The 17,624-nt window shown below is 46.0% G+C and carries 15 protein-coding genes and 1 pseudogene; 2 read left to right on the forward strand and 14 right to left on the reverse strand.

The features are described 5' to 3' along the window. Positions 1-136: 136 nt before the first annotated feature. Positions 137-843, reverse strand: a pseudogene (locus B9N86_RS24675) (DNA alkylation repair protein). Positions 844-1,334: 491 nt separating this feature from the next. Between B9N86_RS24675 and B9N86_RS24680 the strand changes: the two are divergent. Further along, the gene (locus B9N86_RS24680) at positions 1,335-2,537 is read left to right on the forward strand and encodes an MFS transporter (RefSeq protein ID WP_208915738.1); all 1,203 of its coding nucleotides are present in this window, start codon (positions 1,335-1,337) and stop codon (positions 2,535-2,537) included. Positions 2,538-2,789: 252 nt separating this feature from the next. Here the strand turns inward: B9N86_RS24680 and B9N86_RS24685 are convergent, their stop codons facing one another. The 12 genes from B9N86_RS24685 to B9N86_RS24740 all read right to left on the reverse strand — a co-directional run bounded on the left by B9N86_RS24685 (position 2,790) and on the right by B9N86_RS24740 (position 14,098). Then, the gene (locus B9N86_RS24685) at positions 2,790-4,442 is read right to left on the reverse strand and encodes a formate--tetrahydrofolate ligase (RefSeq protein ID WP_280175009.1); all 1,653 of its coding nucleotides are present in this window, start codon (positions 4,440-4,442) and stop codon (positions 2,790-2,792) included. 474 nt (positions 4,443-4,916) lie between these two features. Continuing rightward, on the reverse strand, positions 4,917-5,495 hold the full coding sequence (locus tag B9N86_RS24690; protein WP_208920719.1) for a DUF4256 domain-containing protein: 579 nt from the start codon (positions 5,493-5,495) through the stop codon (positions 4,917-4,919). Positions 5,496-5,762: 267 nt separating this feature from the next. Then, complete coding sequence (locus B9N86_RS24695; RefSeq protein WP_208915740.1) at positions 5,763-6,194, reverse strand: RloB domain-containing protein; 432 nt, start codon at positions 6,192-6,194, stop codon at positions 5,763-5,765. Continuing rightward, positions 6,172-6,687, reverse strand: a complete 516-nt coding sequence (locus tag B9N86_RS24700; RefSeq protein WP_342193882.1) for an AAA family ATPase — start codon at positions 6,685-6,687, stop codon at positions 6,172-6,174. The genes B9N86_RS24695 and B9N86_RS24700 overlap by 23 nt, the downstream gene beginning before the upstream one ends. Before the next feature lie 239 nt (positions 6,688-6,926). Further along, positions 6,927-7,850, reverse strand: a complete 924-nt coding sequence (locus tag B9N86_RS24705; RefSeq protein WP_208915742.1) for an NAD-dependent epimerase/dehydratase family protein — start codon at positions 7,848-7,850, stop codon at positions 6,927-6,929. 60 nt (positions 7,851-7,910) lie between these two features. Next, positions 7,911-8,636, reverse strand: a complete 726-nt coding sequence (locus B9N86_RS24710) for a GyrI-like domain-containing protein (RefSeq protein WP_210190614.1) — start codon at positions 8,634-8,636, stop codon at positions 7,911-7,913. Then, positions 8,585-8,848, reverse strand: coding sequence for a MerR family DNA-binding transcriptional regulator (locus tag B9N86_RS31045; protein WP_425298621.1), 264 nt, complete (start codon positions 8,846-8,848; stop codon positions 8,585-8,587). Before B9N86_RS31045 ends, B9N86_RS24710 begins: the two co-directional genes overlap by 52 nt. A gap of 35 nt (positions 8,849-8,883) precedes the next feature. Next, entirely contained in the window at positions 8,884-9,042 is a 159-nt protein-coding gene (locus tag B9N86_RS24720) for a hypothetical protein (protein WP_244562840.1), read from the reverse strand. A gap of 69 nt (positions 9,043-9,111) precedes the next feature. Further along, complete coding sequence (locus tag B9N86_RS24725; RefSeq protein ID WP_208915743.1) at positions 9,112-10,779, reverse strand: DUF6138 family protein; 1,668 nt, start codon at positions 10,777-10,779, stop codon at positions 9,112-9,114. 576 nt (positions 10,780-11,355) lie between these two features. After that, a complete protein-coding gene (locus B9N86_RS24730) occupies positions 11,356-11,877 on the reverse strand; it encodes an ankyrin repeat domain-containing protein (RefSeq protein WP_208915744.1) in 522 nt (173 codons plus the stop codon). A gap of 30 nt (positions 11,878-11,907) precedes the next feature. After that, on the reverse strand, positions 11,908-12,234 hold the full coding sequence (locus B9N86_RS24735) for an AraC family transcriptional regulator (protein ID WP_208915745.1): 327 nt from the start codon (positions 12,232-12,234) through the stop codon (positions 11,908-11,910). 535 nt (positions 12,235-12,769) lie between these two features. Further along, entirely contained in the window at positions 12,770-14,098 is a 1,329-nt protein-coding gene (locus B9N86_RS24740; RefSeq protein WP_342193314.1) for a DUF4261 domain-containing protein, read from the reverse strand. Between the two features lie 443 nt (positions 14,099-14,541). On the opposite strand from B9N86_RS24740, the gene B9N86_RS24745 reads away from it, so the two are divergent. Further along, positions 14,542-15,993, forward strand: coding sequence for an RNA-guided endonuclease InsQ/TnpB family protein (locus B9N86_RS24745; protein ID WP_208915746.1), 1,452 nt, complete (start codon positions 14,542-14,544; stop codon positions 15,991-15,993). Between the two features lie 118 nt (positions 15,994-16,111). On the opposite strand, the gene rlmD is transcribed toward B9N86_RS24745, so the two are convergent. Next, on the reverse strand, positions 16,112-17,623 hold the full coding sequence (gene rlmD / locus B9N86_RS24750) for a 23S rRNA (uracil(1939)-C(5))-methyltransferase RlmD (RefSeq protein ID WP_208915747.1): 1,512 nt from the start codon (positions 17,621-17,623) through the stop codon (positions 16,112-16,114). Between the last annotated feature and the right edge of the window lies 1 nt (position 17,624).

Below are 17,624 nucleotides of genomic sequence, written 5' to 3' on the forward strand. Positions count from 1 at the left end.
TGACCTGCAGCTAATGGAAATGTATCCGGCTCACCCTAATAACAATTAGAATGGGGACGCGAATCACTCGCATCCCCTTTTCGTCCCCAACTCTCCTAGCCAGTGCCCAAATCGTTTCTTGCGGCGGAACAATAGTTTAACACCTTACATATTTGCGTTTGAAACCAATTTGCCCTTTATCTACTGCCTTTTGAATATTTTCGGAAGCGTTCAGAAAACTGCTTTTTTTCTTGTCCCGTTTGACTTCTACTGGGCCTACTGCCTTTGCTGTCTCGATCGCCTTATCATGCAGCGGCACATAGGATACCGCCACTGTGTAAATAAAATTATTCATAGCGTATTTAGTTCGTTCGGGAGAATCATGAATCGTCTTTTTCACAATTTCAAGCATGTTGGCTAGTTTACTTTCGGAAAATTCACCATCCGGACGATTACCCAAAAGCCAGCAGTAACAACTCCAGCCCGCTGACATTCTCAGCTCCTCCCCGCTTGCGATCCATTTATCGGCAACTTCTTGTGCATATTTGTTTCTGCCAAGGTTACCGCAACCACATAGTCAGATAGCATATAAAAATACGCCGTATCCATCCAACGCTCAAAATCGTCTTCAGTCATTGCTTCTGGGTCTGCAATGATGCCGGCAAAGTACATTGCGTCGTAGTTCCCTGTGGCATAAAGCTGCTCAGCCAAAGGCTGATTTTTTTTAATTTTCTTGGCTATGGGCTTCATAGCACCTGTAGCCACGCCAAAAAGAGGTTCGTGCGCGCCATTGGTTTCGTAAATTTTCTTAGTTCGTTCCTTGCTGAGAGCTTCAAGCTCTTGCATAACCATTTCTGAATTCATAGTCTATCACTTCCTTCGGAGGTACAATGTTCAATAATTTAACTCAACTCAGACTCCATAGTTCCCACATCCGTTAGTATCGATACGTACTATTAAGACTATATCAAATTTTTTAAGTGTTTGTAATTGTACTAGTTTGAACGGTATATTTGACGGCATTGTTTTTTAGCGCTTGATAATTGTTTTTTTACTCTTGCTACTAAATTTTCCATTACAGATAATCCAATGTGTTGCGAGCAGCTTGTTCTAAAACTAGAATAAACAGTGGACACAACGTTTAGAGACACGGATAATATCACTTAACGAAAGAAAGAGCTGTCCTTGATGGGGGAACAACGGCAGCGTTACAATGAAGAATTCAAAAAACAGACGGTGAAATACATTCAGGACAGACCAAGTCTGTAGCAGATGTTTGTGTCGAGCTCAATATTCCAACTGTATTTGGGAGAGGTATTTCACAGCTATGATTTTACAGAGAGAGGTATTGCTTCATGAAGAAACCATTGAAAGAACAAAAAACAGTCTTACTTATTCTACTAAGTAATATATTCATTGTTTTTCTAGGAGTCGGACTTATCGTCCCTGTTATGCCATCCTTTAAGAATATTATGCATCTATCAGGCCAAACGATGGGTTATCTTATGGCAGCCTTTGCATTTGCACAATTACTCATGTCTCCACTGGCAGGACGATGGATTGACACTTATGGCAGAAAGAAAATGATCATAATCGGCTTATTACTCTTCAGTATATCAGAGCTGATCTTTGGATTAGGCACACACGTATCCGTTTTATATTTATCTAGAATTCTAGGTGGCATTAGTGGTGCATTTATTATGCCAGGCGTAACTGCTTTTGTTGCAGATATTACCTCAGTAGAGGAAAGGCCCAAAGCAATGGGTTATATTTCTGCTGCTATTAGTGTCGGTTTTATTATTGGCCCAGGTATCGGAGGTTTTATTGCTGAGCTGGGTGTGCGTGCCCCATTCTACTTTGCTGCAGGCTTCGCATTAATAACATGTATTTCATCCCTATTTATTTTAAAAGAGCCGCTAACCAAACAGCAGCTCTTGGAAATCAATCAGCTCAAAAAAGATACCAGCTTTGTAACTGATCTGAAACGATCAATTCATCCACAATACATTATCGCTTTTATTATTGTGTTTGTACTGGCCTTTGGTCTATCAGCATATGAAACCGTATTTAGTCTGTTTTCAGATCAAAAATTTGGTTTCACACCAAAAGACATTGCAACCGTTATTACAATAAGTGCAATCTTCGGGGTTGTGGTTCAGGTCTTTCTGTTTGGTAAAATGGTAGATAAACTTGGTGAAAAGAAACTCATCCAGATATGCTTAATTGCTGGCGTATTTTTTGCGGTAGTATCCACCATGATCTCCGGCTATTTAGCCATTTTGCTAGTAACTTGCTTCATCTTTCTCGCATTTGACTTGCTGCGACCAGCATTAACAACCTATTTATCAAAAACGGCTGAACAAGAACAAGGATTTGTCGCTGGAATGAACTCAACATATACAAGCTTGGGCAATATCGTCGGGCCCGCATTAAGCGGTATTTTATTTGATGTAAACATCAACTATCCGTATCTCTTTGCTGCTGTCATTATGATTATTGGTCTTGTAATTACGATGATGTGGAAAGAAAAACAATTAGCTAACAGCTTAGCAAAATAATCATGCCGTAAAACAAATGAGAAACCCGATGTCTTTGAAAAAGACATCGGGTTTCTCTACCTCTACTATCTGAAAACCACTTCCTATGAAGTGATTTGAGATTATTTCCCCATAACCTAGAAACTCGCGCACTTCAAGAACTTACTTCCCTTTGAATATTATCTTCAATCTCACATTCCATTCCATACAGCCAAAATGCTTGCTCCAAATAGTATCCTATACGTTGCGAAGGACAACTCTCCTGCCCCCATATCAGCTCAGGCCTTCGATATGTCCCGCCTCATCCAGCCTTATGCGCCACGCCGCCGGTTCCGCGGGCAGCCCTGGCATCGTGACCACCTGCCCCGTCAGCACGACGGCGAATCCCGCGCCGGCCGACCAGCGGATATCCTGCACCTCAATCGTAAACTGCTCTGGCGCCCCGAGCACGGCGGGACGGTCTGTGAACGAATACGGCGTCTTCGCCATGCAGACAGGAAGGTCACGCACGCCTAGCCGCTCCAGTTCCTGTAGCGCCCGCTTCGCAGCCGGGCGGTATTTAACCCCGGCTCCGCGATAAATACGTGTAACGACCGTCTCAATCTTCTCCGCAAGCGGCATATTATCTGGATAGAGCAGTTGGAACGTATCCTCCGTCGATCCGTCGGCCAGAGCGGCCACTTCCTGCGCCAACTCACGGCAGCCTTCACCGCCACGCTCCCAAGCGTCCGATAGAATCGCCTTCACACCAAGCTCTGCGCAGAGATCGGCAACCTGCGCCAGCTCTGCCTCCGTATCCGCCGCAAAGCGATTAATAGCGACTATTACCGGCACGCCGAAGCCTCGCATGTTCTCCACGTGGCGCCGCAGGTTGCCGAATCCAGACCGTATCGCCTCGGCATTCTCCGTCAAGAGTTCCTGTTTCGGTACGCCGCCGTTGTATTTCAGCGCACGCACGGTCGCGACGATGACCGCAGCCGACGGATTCAGTCCTCCCAGGCGGCACTTGATGTTTATGAATTTTTCCGCGCCTAGATCGGCGCCGAATCCCGCTTCTGTCACGACGTAATCGGCCAGCTTTAGAGCATGACGGGTCGCCCGTATGCTGCTGCACCCGTGGGCGATGTTGGCGAACGGTCCGCCATGAACAAACACCGGATCGCCTTCGAGCGTCTGCACCAAATTCGGATGGATAGCATCCTTCAGCAGAGCGCACATCGCGTCAACCGCCTGGAACTCGCCCGCTGTCACCGGCCGCTTGTCCATGTCATACGCCACGACGATCCGGCCGAGCCGCATCCGCAAATCGGCCATATCTTCCGCTAAACACAACACCGCCATCACTTCCGAAGCGGTCGTAATAAGGAAGCCGTCTTCGCGCACGGTGCCGTTGTTGTCGCCGATGCCGATTACGATCTGGCGCAGCGGCCGATCATTCATATCGAGCGCCCGTTTCCATACAATACGCGCCGGGTCAAGACGCAAAGCGTTGCCTTGGTGAATATGGTTGTCAATGAGTGCCGCGAGCAGATTGTGCGCTGATGTAATCGCATGAATATCGCCCGTAAAGTGCAGATTAATATCCTCGGCTGGCACAATCTGGGCTTTGCCACTGCCTGTGGCGCCACCCTTCATACCCATGCACGGTCCAAGCGATGGCTCACGCAAAGCGGCCGCCGCCTTCCGTCCAATCCGATTCAATCCTTGCGTGAGCCCGATCGTTGTCAACGTCTTTCCTTCACCCGCCGGCGTCGGATTCATGGCGGTAACGAGGATAAGCTTTCCGTCCGGCCGCTGCGAGACGGATGCCCATACATCCTCGGTAAGCTTTGCTTTCCATTTTCCGTAAAGCTCAAGCTGATCCGGCTCCAAGCCCAGTTGTGCTGCAACTTCTGTGATTGGTTTCATATATGCCTCCTTGCCTATTCCGCTTAATAGGCCTTATAAAAAAATAGTTATAAAAGATTGCATATTTCATCAATGAATCTAGATATAGCCCCTATAGAATATTATAAGAAAATTCACCCCCAAAAAGTTAACTATCTTGAGGCGAATTTTAGTACAGTCTCATTTTGCAGACTAAATCTTAATTGGCATTTGTTTTGACAAGTGTTTTTGCAAAAATTCGTAATAGAAACTGATCGCCCAACGTTATAATACTTCGAACTAACCGTAGAACACTTGGTCGTTTTACACCTATAGACCTGTTTCCCCACAAACACAAAAATAGAGTGTCGACGATAATTGCCGACACTCTATTTTTCTCTATATCCTTGAAAACCAAGTAAATCAGCAGTGTTCGATTGATTAACATGGTTCTATATTTTTTCTACGAAAATTTAAAAGCTTTTTTAATCGTATTCGTCTTTGAAGTATGCTGCAACCAGCCTTCACCAGTATTTAGACCCTTAGTGAGCCACGGAACCCTCTAGCAGCGTAATAGGAATCTGCTCCATTATGGTACACAAAGACAGTGTCATAGCGACGATCGCAAAAGATAGCCCCGCCGAGTTTTCTAATATTAGCGGGTGTTTTCACCCAGCTTGAAATTTTCAAATCGAAGTTTCCAAGTTTCTGCAGCTCTCGGTATTGCACTTCTGTTAAAAGCTCAATGCCCATGACAGCCGCCATATTAATAGTGCTATTTTCTGGTTTGTGTTGTTTCCTGGACTCCAACGCTTCATGATCGTAACAAACACTTCTGCGCCCCTTAGGACTTTCCGCTGAACAATCGTAAAAAATGTATTCGTTCGTCTTATTGTCATGATCAACGACATCCGGTTCACCGCCAGTTCTCTCCATTTCATAAAGCGACCATAATTTTTCTGTCTGAGCTTCAAGCTTTGCTTGTACATTAGCCCATTCAAGACCTTGATGGCGGTCCATGTTTTTCTCGAAGCGTGCTTTTATTAATTTGAGTAGTTCTTCATGTTGTTCTAGTGATAACTCCTTTTTACTGCTGCTGGGACTCGTTGTCATATTAATTTCTCCCTTCAAATAGGCTATTTTGTTCACATCTGCCGCTGCAGGCTAAGCCTTTTATGAAATACCATTAGCGAGGTGTTTACTATGCAATGGCAAGAAGCTCGGAGCATTTACCCTGATCAATATATCCTGCTCGAAATTTTGGACTCTCATACAGAAGACAGTTTCCGCATCCGTTAGTATCGATATATACTATTAAAACTATAACAAATTTTAGCTTCTTCGCTGATTAAAATGAAATAGCCTCGTCAAGAATATAGATTAATAGAACAGTAGGCGGAGGTAATGGAATCGATGTTCGGTATATGCGTTAAAGTTACTTTTATGCATAGCCATCCAAAGCTCAAAAGTAAGGTTACTATCCCCCAAGCGGTACTTAATCTGTTTTCCCTTGATACTGTTAGCTTCTTTAAGAAGATCCAAAGTTTCTAGGAACTGTTTAACATGCACCGGTTCATGGCTTTCGTAGTCAAACAAGTGAGTAACTTCCACTTTAGAGATAATAGGGAGACTTTTTGCGTACTTTAGTGGATTCTTCTCTACCTTGCTCTTTATCGATACTTTGATATTGGATGCAGGATTAGCGTCTAAGACAGCATTAATTTCAGCTTCAAGCCAATCTAGATACCATTTCTCTGTTTCTCCCTCTACGGTGAAAAAGTATTGCTTGTTATCCTTCCGATTCGGTGCCATCTTTGAATAGTTCACCTCTGCTTTCCAAAAGGTTTTCAAAAACAGAGGTAAAGTCGATATCCTTAATCGCTCCATATTGGTTCACGAAATAATTCTTCATATATTCACCGCCGTTCCTTACCCCGTTCCTGCCGGAGGTGCCGAAGTCGGACAGCGAGTAATGAGTACTACAGAAGGTATCATCATCACGCTCTACAAACTTGATCTCATCCCTCCTAAACAAATTCGAGTTGAGGAATATCGGATTATGGGTGTTAAAGATCAGCTGAGCTTTATTCTTATTTACCTCATCGTTATGGAAGATGTTCACGATACTCATTAAAGCCATTGGATGTAGGGAAGCATCGAACTCATCGATAACCAAAGTGCCTCCACTAACCAATGCACTCATTATGATGGGAAACATATTTACGAATCGAATTGTCCCATATGACTCAAATACTTCGGCTTGTACGGGCATGTTTCCATCCTCCCCACCTACAAGGGAAACCAGCTTAGGCTCAGAATAAGGTTCTCCGCGCTAGTTGTAACGGCAAGCTAAAACATGCGTCGTCTGACAGAGTTCCTCGTTACTCCGGAATATCTTTTGTTCTAGTCATTTCCGAAAACACAAAGCAGCTCCTGAACTACGAAGTCTCAGGAGCCCAATAATCACGTTATTTATCACAAGTAGCCACCATTTCCTCACTTGATTCCGCCCCATGCACATGGACTATGCGTCAACCAGCCATCTTAGGATTTTGCGGATTGAAACCATTCCAACGTTTGGGCGATCGCATGCTCCAGCGGCGTTGCAGGAAGCTCGAATCTCGCGCTGAATTTGCGGTGGTCCACGACAAAATCATGCTCAAATTGATACGTCATCTCAATCGTTTCGCGCGCCTCTGGAATAAACAATCCTCCTATGCGGAGCATGCCCTTGCCCATTGTCCGAATGGATGCCGGAAATCCGGCAGCACAATAAGCCATTTCGGCAAACTGCCTCGTCGTAATTGCGTCTGCATTCGGTACATGCCAGGCTTGGCCGTAGGTATCCTCCTGACCTCCCAATGCAACAAGCGCCTTACCGAAATCGTGGATGAACGTATAGGTATGCTTCTTGTCAGGGTCGCCAAGCACCGTACAAGGCTTTCCCGCTACAATTGGTTTAAAGAAGCGCTCCCCAACCGCAGAACCAAGAACACCCGGCCCAAAGAAATCGGACCCTCTTCCGATGACGACCTGAAGCAATCCATCCTGATGCAGCTTCAGCAGTTTGCGGGACATTTCGGACCGGAGAACTCCTTTCCTAGTCGTGGCCGCATGGGGCAATTGTTCGTGCATACTTCCCTTGACCAACCCATACATATACAAATTCTCGGCCACTACCACCTTCCCCCCGGCAGCCATCGCACCGGATACGATGTTATCCTGCATTCGCATGAACAGTTTTCCCCATTGATGATATGCCGGCTGCGCACAGTGATAGATGACCGTGGCCTCTTGCATGATTTTTGCAGCTTGCTTCGCATCTAGGAGATTGGCTTTCTCGTGCTGTACACCAGGAGGCAGTGCGTCTTTCCCGCTAAAACTAACCATTTTTACTGGCTCTCCCTGTTCTATAAGCTCTCTCATGATGGACATCCCTAATGGCCCCGTTCCCAATATTACGTGCATGATATTCTCCCCTCTCAAGTATGTCTGCCAAATACAATAAACCCTATAGCAACTATAGGGTCAATCTCTTTGACTAACAGGCACTTGAAGCTCGATCAAATAACCTTCATGGTTCGCCATCTGCGTCATATCTACCAAATATTGCTCCACGGCCGGACCATCCTGACAGTAGCCGTTCATGGCCATCCATTCCAGAAATTTCCTATATATGCATTTGTACGTTTGTTCCGTAGGAATCCCGGTGTACATTGCCGTAATATAAGTCCCCCCTGAAATCACGCGTGTGAAGTTGTGGTTTGTCCCGACCCTCTTGATGGGAATAGCAACTTCAAGATCGGTATCGTTCCGATCGAACGTCATTATATTCTCATGGTAGATCGTCATCATATATCCGTTTTGGGTCATTCCCTTTTTATAAATCGTTCCAAACAGCTCGGTAAACTTCAACACCATAGTCTCCATTCCACAAACGGATCGCTTCCGATCAAAAGCGACATAACGATCTTCAAGCTCTTTCAACTCAATAAGAACTTCGGAATCCTTTGTATCCCTGTTCATCTCCAATAGAGCATCAATTTGCGTGATTCTTTGTTCAATGGAAGTCGTAATGTGCTCCAGTCGACGTATTTCCTGCAGTGCTTCCTCATGTTTGGCTTTCATCAACCCCATGACCCGGTTCAGGCTCCCGCTTTGTAATGCATGGCGAATTTCCTCAAGTGAAAAATCGAGCGATTTCATATCTTGAACGATTTTAATATGCAGGATATCCAGATTGGAATAATACACCGATAGCCAGAGCTTCTATCAATTTCACTAGGCTTCATAAGGCCAATCTTGTCATAATATCGCAGGGTCTGAATGGAGATATTGCAAATCTTCGCCGTCTGCCCTATAGAGTAATATGAATTTTTGTGCACTGGCATCCTTCCTCTCAACCCGAAGCTGTACGTATCCTTTATATCTACTTCAACACTAATCTTTAGTGAGTCTGCGAACATAAAACTATATTTATTTATCAAGATCTACAGTCCAATCAATCTCTTCCAGGCCATCGGATTACGGGAAAACTTGTACAATTCATCCCGAAGCAGGTTCCTTTTCTCTTCGGAGGATCTATATAAAGTTTGCACGGCTGTCTAGCCTCATCCAAATCATGCAGATCGACATAGCCTGATTTATGAGACTCCAACACAATGGCTGACAGATCAATTAGAGCTGAGCTGGCAATATCAAATTCTACTCAGCCTAGGAATTATTCCAACTAAGATAATTTCATTATCAAACGAGCTATCAGCTCCTTGCGTGGTTCCCGCGCCTTGCGAGCCAATGCAGCTAGCTTCTCCGCCTCGCCCCAGATCGGGTACAGTACGCGCTCGGCCTCGTCATCCGACAGAGTCTCTATATGCTGTACGAATAGCGACAACTTCTCTTCGCTTTCCAACTCTGGCTGAATCTTCAGCTTTAGCGAATCGTGGGAGCGTAGCAGGCAGGCGATCAAGGTGGGAGTCGAGCGTTCCGTTATACCATAGGTTTCGGCAAAAATGGCTGTGAACTTGTCATGCACCAGCTGATGCTCATCATCCACAAGGTCCATGTAAGCTTCAACAAGCGGAAAATACCGCTCAGACAAAAGCCCCAGCCCGAACACAGCATAACTGCCCGGCATTACGCTTCTCTCGCTTTCCGTATCCTCGTACCATTCAAACTCTACCATCGCCTCACGAGCGTATTCCTCCAATAAAGGATGCAGCTCGGAATAAGCCAACGCATTTGCAAAAAATCGATGCGTATCCGATTTGGCAAGCCCCTTGATAGGCAAAGTCTCTCTGACACTGGATTTTAACTTGATTTTATAGCTTTTCGGGAAGCCCTTTCTGAGCAGAGAGAGAATAAACAATATTGCCCGCTCATACGCCCCGGCTTCTTCTTTGCGAATAACGACCATAAAGTTGGAAAAAACATCATTAGCCTTGCATTCAACCAACTCATGGCGCATATGAACTTCGTCGTGCGAAAAGCTGTCGCTGCCCTCCTTCAACATGCGTGCGGCTTTGCCGCTGCCAAGCTGCTTCGCCAGCTCCAGAAAAGTCTGTCCCCTAAATTTGCTGAAATTCGGCTCATAGCGAATAATCATTACCGCTCCGTACAACAGAAGGTCAATAGGCTGATTCGGCTCATCCTTGTTTTCCAGTACCGCATCCGGCTTGATTTCATATTCATTGGCCCTGTAGTCGTTACGGGTGATATCGTAATAACGTGGCAAGAATATATTCTCGGCCCAGTGGGTCAAAGCCCGAATGATATCTCTTCGATGCTCCGCAAGAGCCTCAACCCGTTCTTTATTTAACTCCTGAATCCGGTCAAATAAAGCGATCGTCCTTTCGGCTTCCGGTTCGGGAAACAGATGCGGGTCCAACAGATGGCGTGCCAAAAAGAAAGTTTCCAACCGCTTTGTCGGGTAAGAGCCCTTCTCCAGTTCGTTCTCAATATAGGACTGAATTCGCTCCAGAAGCTGCCGCTTTTTCTCTTCATATATCGTTTCCAGCACCGTTAATTCCACAAGCCCGTCCATCGTTGCGAAGGTTCCTTGAAAGGTAAACCGGTAGTCGATCAATGGCGACGTTTCCAGCTTATCCAGCCTCTCTCTTACGATTTCCGCTAGCAGAGGCTGAACCTCATGCAATACCTGCTCCCGTGTAAAGGGTGAAGCTTTCATCGACTTTTTGCCTGCGGCACTCCCCACAGATTTCGAACTGTCAACCCTGGTCCTGCCCGGCCGATAATCCAGCATGACAAAGTTAAAGATGCCTATTTGCAGCGGGGTGCGTTTGCCCAATCCCTCTACGTCAACTCGATTTTCCTGTTCCTCAAACCATTTATGAATCGCCTTTTTCATCTCTTCCAGCGCTTCTTTCTGTAATTCGTTCATTGTCTCCCGCCTTTCTACGTATTCATCGGCTGATCTCGCCATCTCCGTTAACGTCTCTATTATAAAAATACGTATTAATGTTCGCACACGCCTATTATTTTACATGCCAGCGCGCTCCCTGAACAATGAGACTGACGTCCAGTTGTCAGGACTAAAAAACCGGATTCAGAAGCATAACGCCCAAATCCGGTTTTTTATCGAGATCCTGTACACGCCTGAAATGAAACTTATATCCTTACTCCTCCGAGGTGTATGTACCACAATAGCGTTCAACATATTGGATTCGCTTATCTTTTTCCTGTCTGAAACGGCAAGTTTAGGTCAGGTCAGGCTTAACCAAGCCTACTCTTCAGACATAGCAATTCATTTAATGCCATCAGGCTTTCGTCCACAGTTTGGTGAGCCGTGTCGACGCTCTATCCTTTATTTGAACAGTAAATGATGCTTTTGGTGCAGGTAGTTTTTTTATCCTCAAAGGTAACACACACCACGCACCATGTTTTACAATGATAAGTGATGATGAGGCTAGGTCAAATTCAAGACCTAAACCTACTTGTAGCAAGCTACTCAAAAAAATTAGAGTAGCGCTCCATTTTGGCGAAGAAGTTCCGCTACGTTATTATTACCTTGCTTGATTGCAAGAGACAACGCAGTTTCTCCACCTTCAATTCTAGCGTTAACATCGGCTCCATGTTCGATCAATAAGCGAATAATTTCTAGGTTATCGTCATGGAATGCAGCAGTGTGCAGACAAGTATGACCATTGCTGTCGAAAATATTTGTCTGAGCATTATGAGTCAAAAGCAGTCTGATAACATCCACGTTACGCTCTCCAGCTATTGCTGCATGTAATGCTGTATTCGAAGGAATGTAAGAAATCTTGGAATGAGATACCGCCACAACATCTGCGCCATAATTTAGCAATATCTGCACTGCATCTTTATTACCAAAATGTGCCGCATATCCCAAAGGTGTAAGTCCATCACCATTTTCCGTATTTGCAAGTTGTGGGTGAGATTCTAAAATATCTTTTAGCCGTGAAGCTTCATCTGACTGAACTACTTGAAATACTTCATCAATGATTTGTGTTAACTCCATTCATTTAGCCTCCATTTCGACTGTTTTATCCTATGTAATACGGGTTGTTTGAAGAAGAAGCCTCTTAGATTCTTGAAGCCTTCTTTCACCTAAATATTGATGAGGAGAAATGCCAAACATTTGCTTATAACTTCTAAGGAAGTGGTTTGGCGATAAACATGCAGTTCTAGCCACATCCGTTAGGGTTATTGATTGATCAAAGTATGCAGATATAAACTCATGACCTATATGTATTCTTTTATACAATTCCTTACGCGATGAGGCTCTTAGGGAGTGAAGTTTCAATATTTCTTTATTAACCTGTCGATGAACCTTTAGGGCCTTTACCCTTCCAAAAATATTTCTCGCTCCTGCCATGGAGAATCGGATTATAGCCCTGAATACTCTTATTATTTATTGGCATCATTTCCACCTAATCAATGAAATATCTTAGATATAAATTCTTCTGGTTGGATGATCCATTCTCCTGCTTTGATCAAAGTTGAATCATTACATAAGAAATTAGCTTCCGAGTTGTTACTGTTAGAGATATAAGCGATGAAGGTATTTATGGTAATATTAAGCTAACGTTAATGGAAATCACATGACCGCCTAAAAACCTAAATGGCGGTCATTTTTTTGTTCGAAAATCAATATAGTACGATAACAAGCCTATCAAAAAAGAGGGGTTCGTCGTCCCTCTTTACTATTTCCGCCAATACATCTCAACTATTTGTCCGTCCGCACCAACAGTGCCACACTCTCCATATGTGACGAGTGATCAGTGAGAACAACTCATGATGTTAAAAAATGCAACGAATGGATTTTCTAATAATTGAGCAATGGTGTATAAATTTTTTTTAATTTTTCTATCTATGCAACATAGGCACCATCGCGAATGGGTAACTGCTGGTTACGACTGCTCTGCGCCTTGTCTTCCGGCATAATAAGGTTCCCCCGGATCTATATCGATGACAACCCGGTGTGGTGAGGCCAGCCCGTATTGGTGTTCGCAGCGCCAGCGCATCTCTTCGGTGAAACCAACTGTTTCTCCGTCGACAATAACGTCCCCGCGGTCGAATAAATAATAGGCGATATTAAGCAAATTCCCGGCTACTTCATCAGGCTCCAGATCGTAATAATGACACTGAACATCCGGAATGCCAAGCGCGGCGAGTCCCAATGAATCCATCAGACCTTCAGGGCGGCCGCTACCTGTGCCTTCAACATTATAAAAACGAATGTTCAGCGCACCATATAACAGTTCTCCTTCTTCAATCGCCGCCAGGTAAGCGCTAGGTTCGACGAGCTTGTCGCTTTCCCGGAAATAGATGGCGTCGCAAGGCGCCGTTTCCAGCACCGCCCGCAGCGAGCCGGTGAACAGTTGCAACCGCGATTTGGGATCGAGTCCCGATGCCATCATGTCGATCAACAGCAGCGAGTGCTCGCAATCACTCACGACTTGAGCGGCTTCCTGCCAATGCCAGGACTGCTGAATGGCCGTCTCGTAGTCCGTAACCGGGCGGCTTTCTGTATCCATCAGGTTGGTTTGCGCCGGCATTTCGCCTTCCTTATATTCAACCATATAATTCAAATGGAAAAAATGCAGCAAATTCTGATCTTCCTGACTGTTCGCTTCCCACACAGCAAGTCCCGCGGCATCCGGATGATGTTCTCCGCGATCAACCTTACCCGTGTAAAGTTCCATCTTCTCGTAAAGCAGGTTTCGGTCCAGCTTCGGCGGCTGCTTGTATTTTAGCTCCACAGCGTACACCCGGGCAAAACCAAAGTCTTTTTCCTGTTCAATCATCTCATTCGCCTCAATATCATTCTTCACCGAAGCAATTGCGTTTGGCTGCACTGTCACTGAGTTCTCTTGACGGTCTGTTAGGCCAACCTCGTGACGGCTCCATTTCAATAACAACGAAGTATCTTCATCCTCGGGATCAAGTTTATTCGCTATTTCGAGTGCTGTTACTGCGTCCTCATATTGCGATAGGTAGTAGTAGGCGTAACCTACACGGAAATGCCAAAGAGGATCATGTTCGCCTAACGTTTTGATCATCAAAAGCTGCTGCAATGCTTCATTGTAACGTTCCAGATTGTTTAATGCTCTCGCTAAATGGCCGACTAAATCATAGTCTCTATCCTGTTCGGGAATTTCCGCAATCTTGTCTACTATTTTTTCAAATTCATCATCTTCATGCCATAGGTTTAGCTGTTCCAAAAGATCTTTTTCCATAACACTACCTCCTTAGTTTCCAAAAGCCTCTTAGATATTTTTCTAGTTTTACTTCGGAAAACCTCCTTACTTCGCTATTAGTAAACCAACAATGGTCGACATTTAATGCGTAGTTAGGAAAAAACTTGAGTACGATGATTTATTAAATTGCGGGTGGTCTGAAGCTTAAAACAGTTGAGATTAAGTGCATAAGGATTTGCAGGAGGGAATAGATGTTGATTCAAATTAAAAAGGTACTATTTTTAATAGCACCTTTTTAAATCATTATTCTATTAAATTCACCGAGAGGACGCCCTCTTCAAGCGACGCAGGAGCTAAGGGGGTGGTGAATCGGGGACATCTGTGAAATGCTTGTAACAATTCCTTTCAAATCACTCCCACAATCCAAACATATGTAGTAAAATGAAATAGAACATACGTTTTGTTTCAGGGGGGGTGAATGTGTGTCAGAACTAACATATAGAACCTATCAAATTTGGATCAAGCCCGGCCATCGGTTGTATGCGTACGCGGAGCAGATGTGTCAGGACGCCAAGAATTTGTACAATACGACGAACTATTATATCCGCCAAGTATTTACGGCACTCAGGCAGGACAAGCCTCTTCAACCCTTGCAACAACAAGTCATGGACACGTTACTGACGAACATCGGATTGATGAACGTACGCCAACTTGAAGCCCATCAGGCGAGACTTCAGAAGCAGCTTCTGAAACCAGCCGACCAGCGGAAGGATTCCCGCTGCCACCTGTTCGAATTGCCGACGAAGGCGTCTCCTTATGTGGATTATCCCTTTCTCGATTGTCTGTTCAAGGCGATGGAACAAGCGGATTACCGGGCGCTCCCTGCACAATGCAGTCAGTGGGTTATGAAGCGTGTATTTTCCAATTGGCAATCTTTCTTCGCCAGCATCACGGATTATCGCGTGCGACCTGACAAATACGCCGGAAGACCGCGTATTCCCGGCTACGCCCGCACCAAGGCCAAGGAAGTCGTTTTCACCAATCAGGATTGTGAGATCAAGGACCGCAAGTACCTCAAACTCCCAAAGACGAAACAGCGGCTCAATATCGGCAAGCTCGGCTATACAGAGGGAGATTTGAAGCAGGTACGCATCGTTCCGAAATACGGGCAATATGTCGTGGAACTGGTATTCGCTTGCCCAGTAGAAGCGACAGATGTCGCGAAAGAGAATGCGCTGGCGATTGATTTGGGCATTGATCAGCTTGCAACCATCGTCACAAATACGGACCATCGACCGGTATGCGTGAAGGGCAAGCCGATGAAAGCAATCAATCAGTATTACAACAAGTTGAAGGCACATTATACTGGGATTCTCCGCCAAGGCAAACAACCGCAGGAAGGTGCATTTTCATCCAAGCGACTAAATCGGCTGCATCTGAAGCGTCATCGGAGGATTAAGGACTTGTTTCACAAGACGAGTCATTATATTGTCAGACTAGCTGCCGAGGAGAAGATCGGGACAATCGTCATCGGATACAATCAGGGATGGAAGGTGGAGTCCGATATGGGGCGGAGCAACAATCAGTCGTTCTGTTACATTCCACATCAGATGCTTGTTTCGATGATCCGGTATAAAGCCGCGGCACTCGGAATCGAAGTGATTCTCACCGAAGAGGCGTATACGTCGAAGGCCAGTTTCCTGGATCACGACCCATTGCCCAAGTATGAAGAAGGAGTTACAAGGGCCTTCTCGGGCAAGCGGATTCATCGCGGGTTGTATCGAAGTCGGAAGGGCCTGATCCATGCTGATGTGAACGGAGCAGCGAATATCATGCGTAAAGTATTCCCAAAAGCATCCGCCAATGGGATAGCGGGGTTGGTCGGTAGCCAGTCCGTCAACGTGTCAACTCCACTGATGTTAAGCATCCAGTAATAAGCAGAGATGATACATCAGAAACCCCCACTTCAATCGAAGCGTCAGCATAGGTAAGTGGTGGGAGTATTCATTTGTGTTCCCACACTCTAGTACTTGGAATTAAAGATTTCCAGCCTTATTGTCTTTGTAGCAATGCAACCGACTCCACATGCACCGTATGCGGAAACATATCCACCGGCTGCACCTCAACGGTGCGATAACCGCCATCCTCCAACACTCTCAAATCCCTCGCTAGTGTCGACGGATTACAGCTCACATACACAACCCGCTCCGGCTTCATCTCGAGGATTGTTTCTAGCAAACGTGAATCGCAGCCCTTGCGCGGAGGGTCCACTACAATCACATCCGCCTCAACACCTTGCTCTTTCCAGCGAGGGATGACATCCTCGGAAGCTCCTACCTCGAACTCCACATGGTTCATACCGTTCAGCTCAGCATTCGAGCGTGCATCCTCGATCGCTTCTTTGACAATCTCGACGCCGTACACCTTCTTGGCGTGTTGCGCCAAGAACAAAGAGATCGTTCCGATGCCACAGTAGGCATCGATAACGGTCTCATTGCCGGTCAGCCCAGCATATTCGACAGTTTTACCATACAAGATCTCAGTCTGTGCTGGATTCACCTGATAGAAAGAACGGGCAGAGATGGCAAACTTCACGTCACCGATATAGTCATGGATGACCTCACGCCCCCAGAGGACACGGGTAACATCACCGAAAATAACATTCGTCTTACGCGTATTAACGTTCTGGCAGATGCTCACGACGGCTGGCAGTTCCTTGCGAATCGCAGCGATCCATTGATCAAGGTGAGGGATACGCTCGCCGTTGGTGACAAGAACGATCATCAACTCCCCTGTGGTGAAGCCGATCTTCACGACAACATGGCGAAGCAGGCCTTGTCCTGTTTCTTCATTATATGCAGTAATACCAAGCTTCCGGCCGATGGCCTTCACACGGCTGACGACAGCATCGTTCTGTTCGTGTTGAATAAGACATGTCTCCATATCTATAATACGGTGACTGCCCCGGGCATAAAATCCCCCAACCAGTCCGCCTTCGGTAACACCGATTGGCACCTGTGACTTGTTGCGGTAACGCCAAGGTTCACTCATGCCAAGCGTTGGACGCACGATAATCCCTTCTTGAGTTACAGCTTGTCCACTTGGCTCATCGCCCTGCTCCCCGGAATGACCGATCACCCCGGCTCTAGCGGCTCCATCCTGCACCCGCAGCTTCCCGATCCGCTCCAGGTTGTCCACCACCAGCTGGCGTTTCCATTCCAGTTGAGCGGAGTAGTCCAAATGCTGCAGCTGGCAGCCACCGCATTTGTCGTAGATGGGACACGGAGCGGCAATCCGGTCCGAACTTGCCTCCACCAGCTCCATCAGCTTCGCATAACCGTACTGCTTCTTTGTCTTAAGCACCTTTACGCGGACCTTCTCGCCCGGCAACGCGCCCTGCACGAACAGGGTGTAGCCTTCCGCACGGCCGACCCCTTCTCCGTCATGGTTCATCCCGATGATGTCTATGATAACCTCGTCATTCTTTGCCACCGGCAATCCGGCAATCACCGCCGAGGGCTTGCTGCTGCGTTGCGGACCGCGTCCGCTACGGTTCTTCTTCATG

The organism is Paenibacillus uliginis N3/975, assembly GCF_900177425.1.
In the GTDB taxonomy this organism is placed as follows: domain Bacteria; phylum Bacillota; class Bacilli; order Paenibacillales; family Paenibacillaceae; genus Paenibacillus_AQ; species Paenibacillus_AQ uliginis.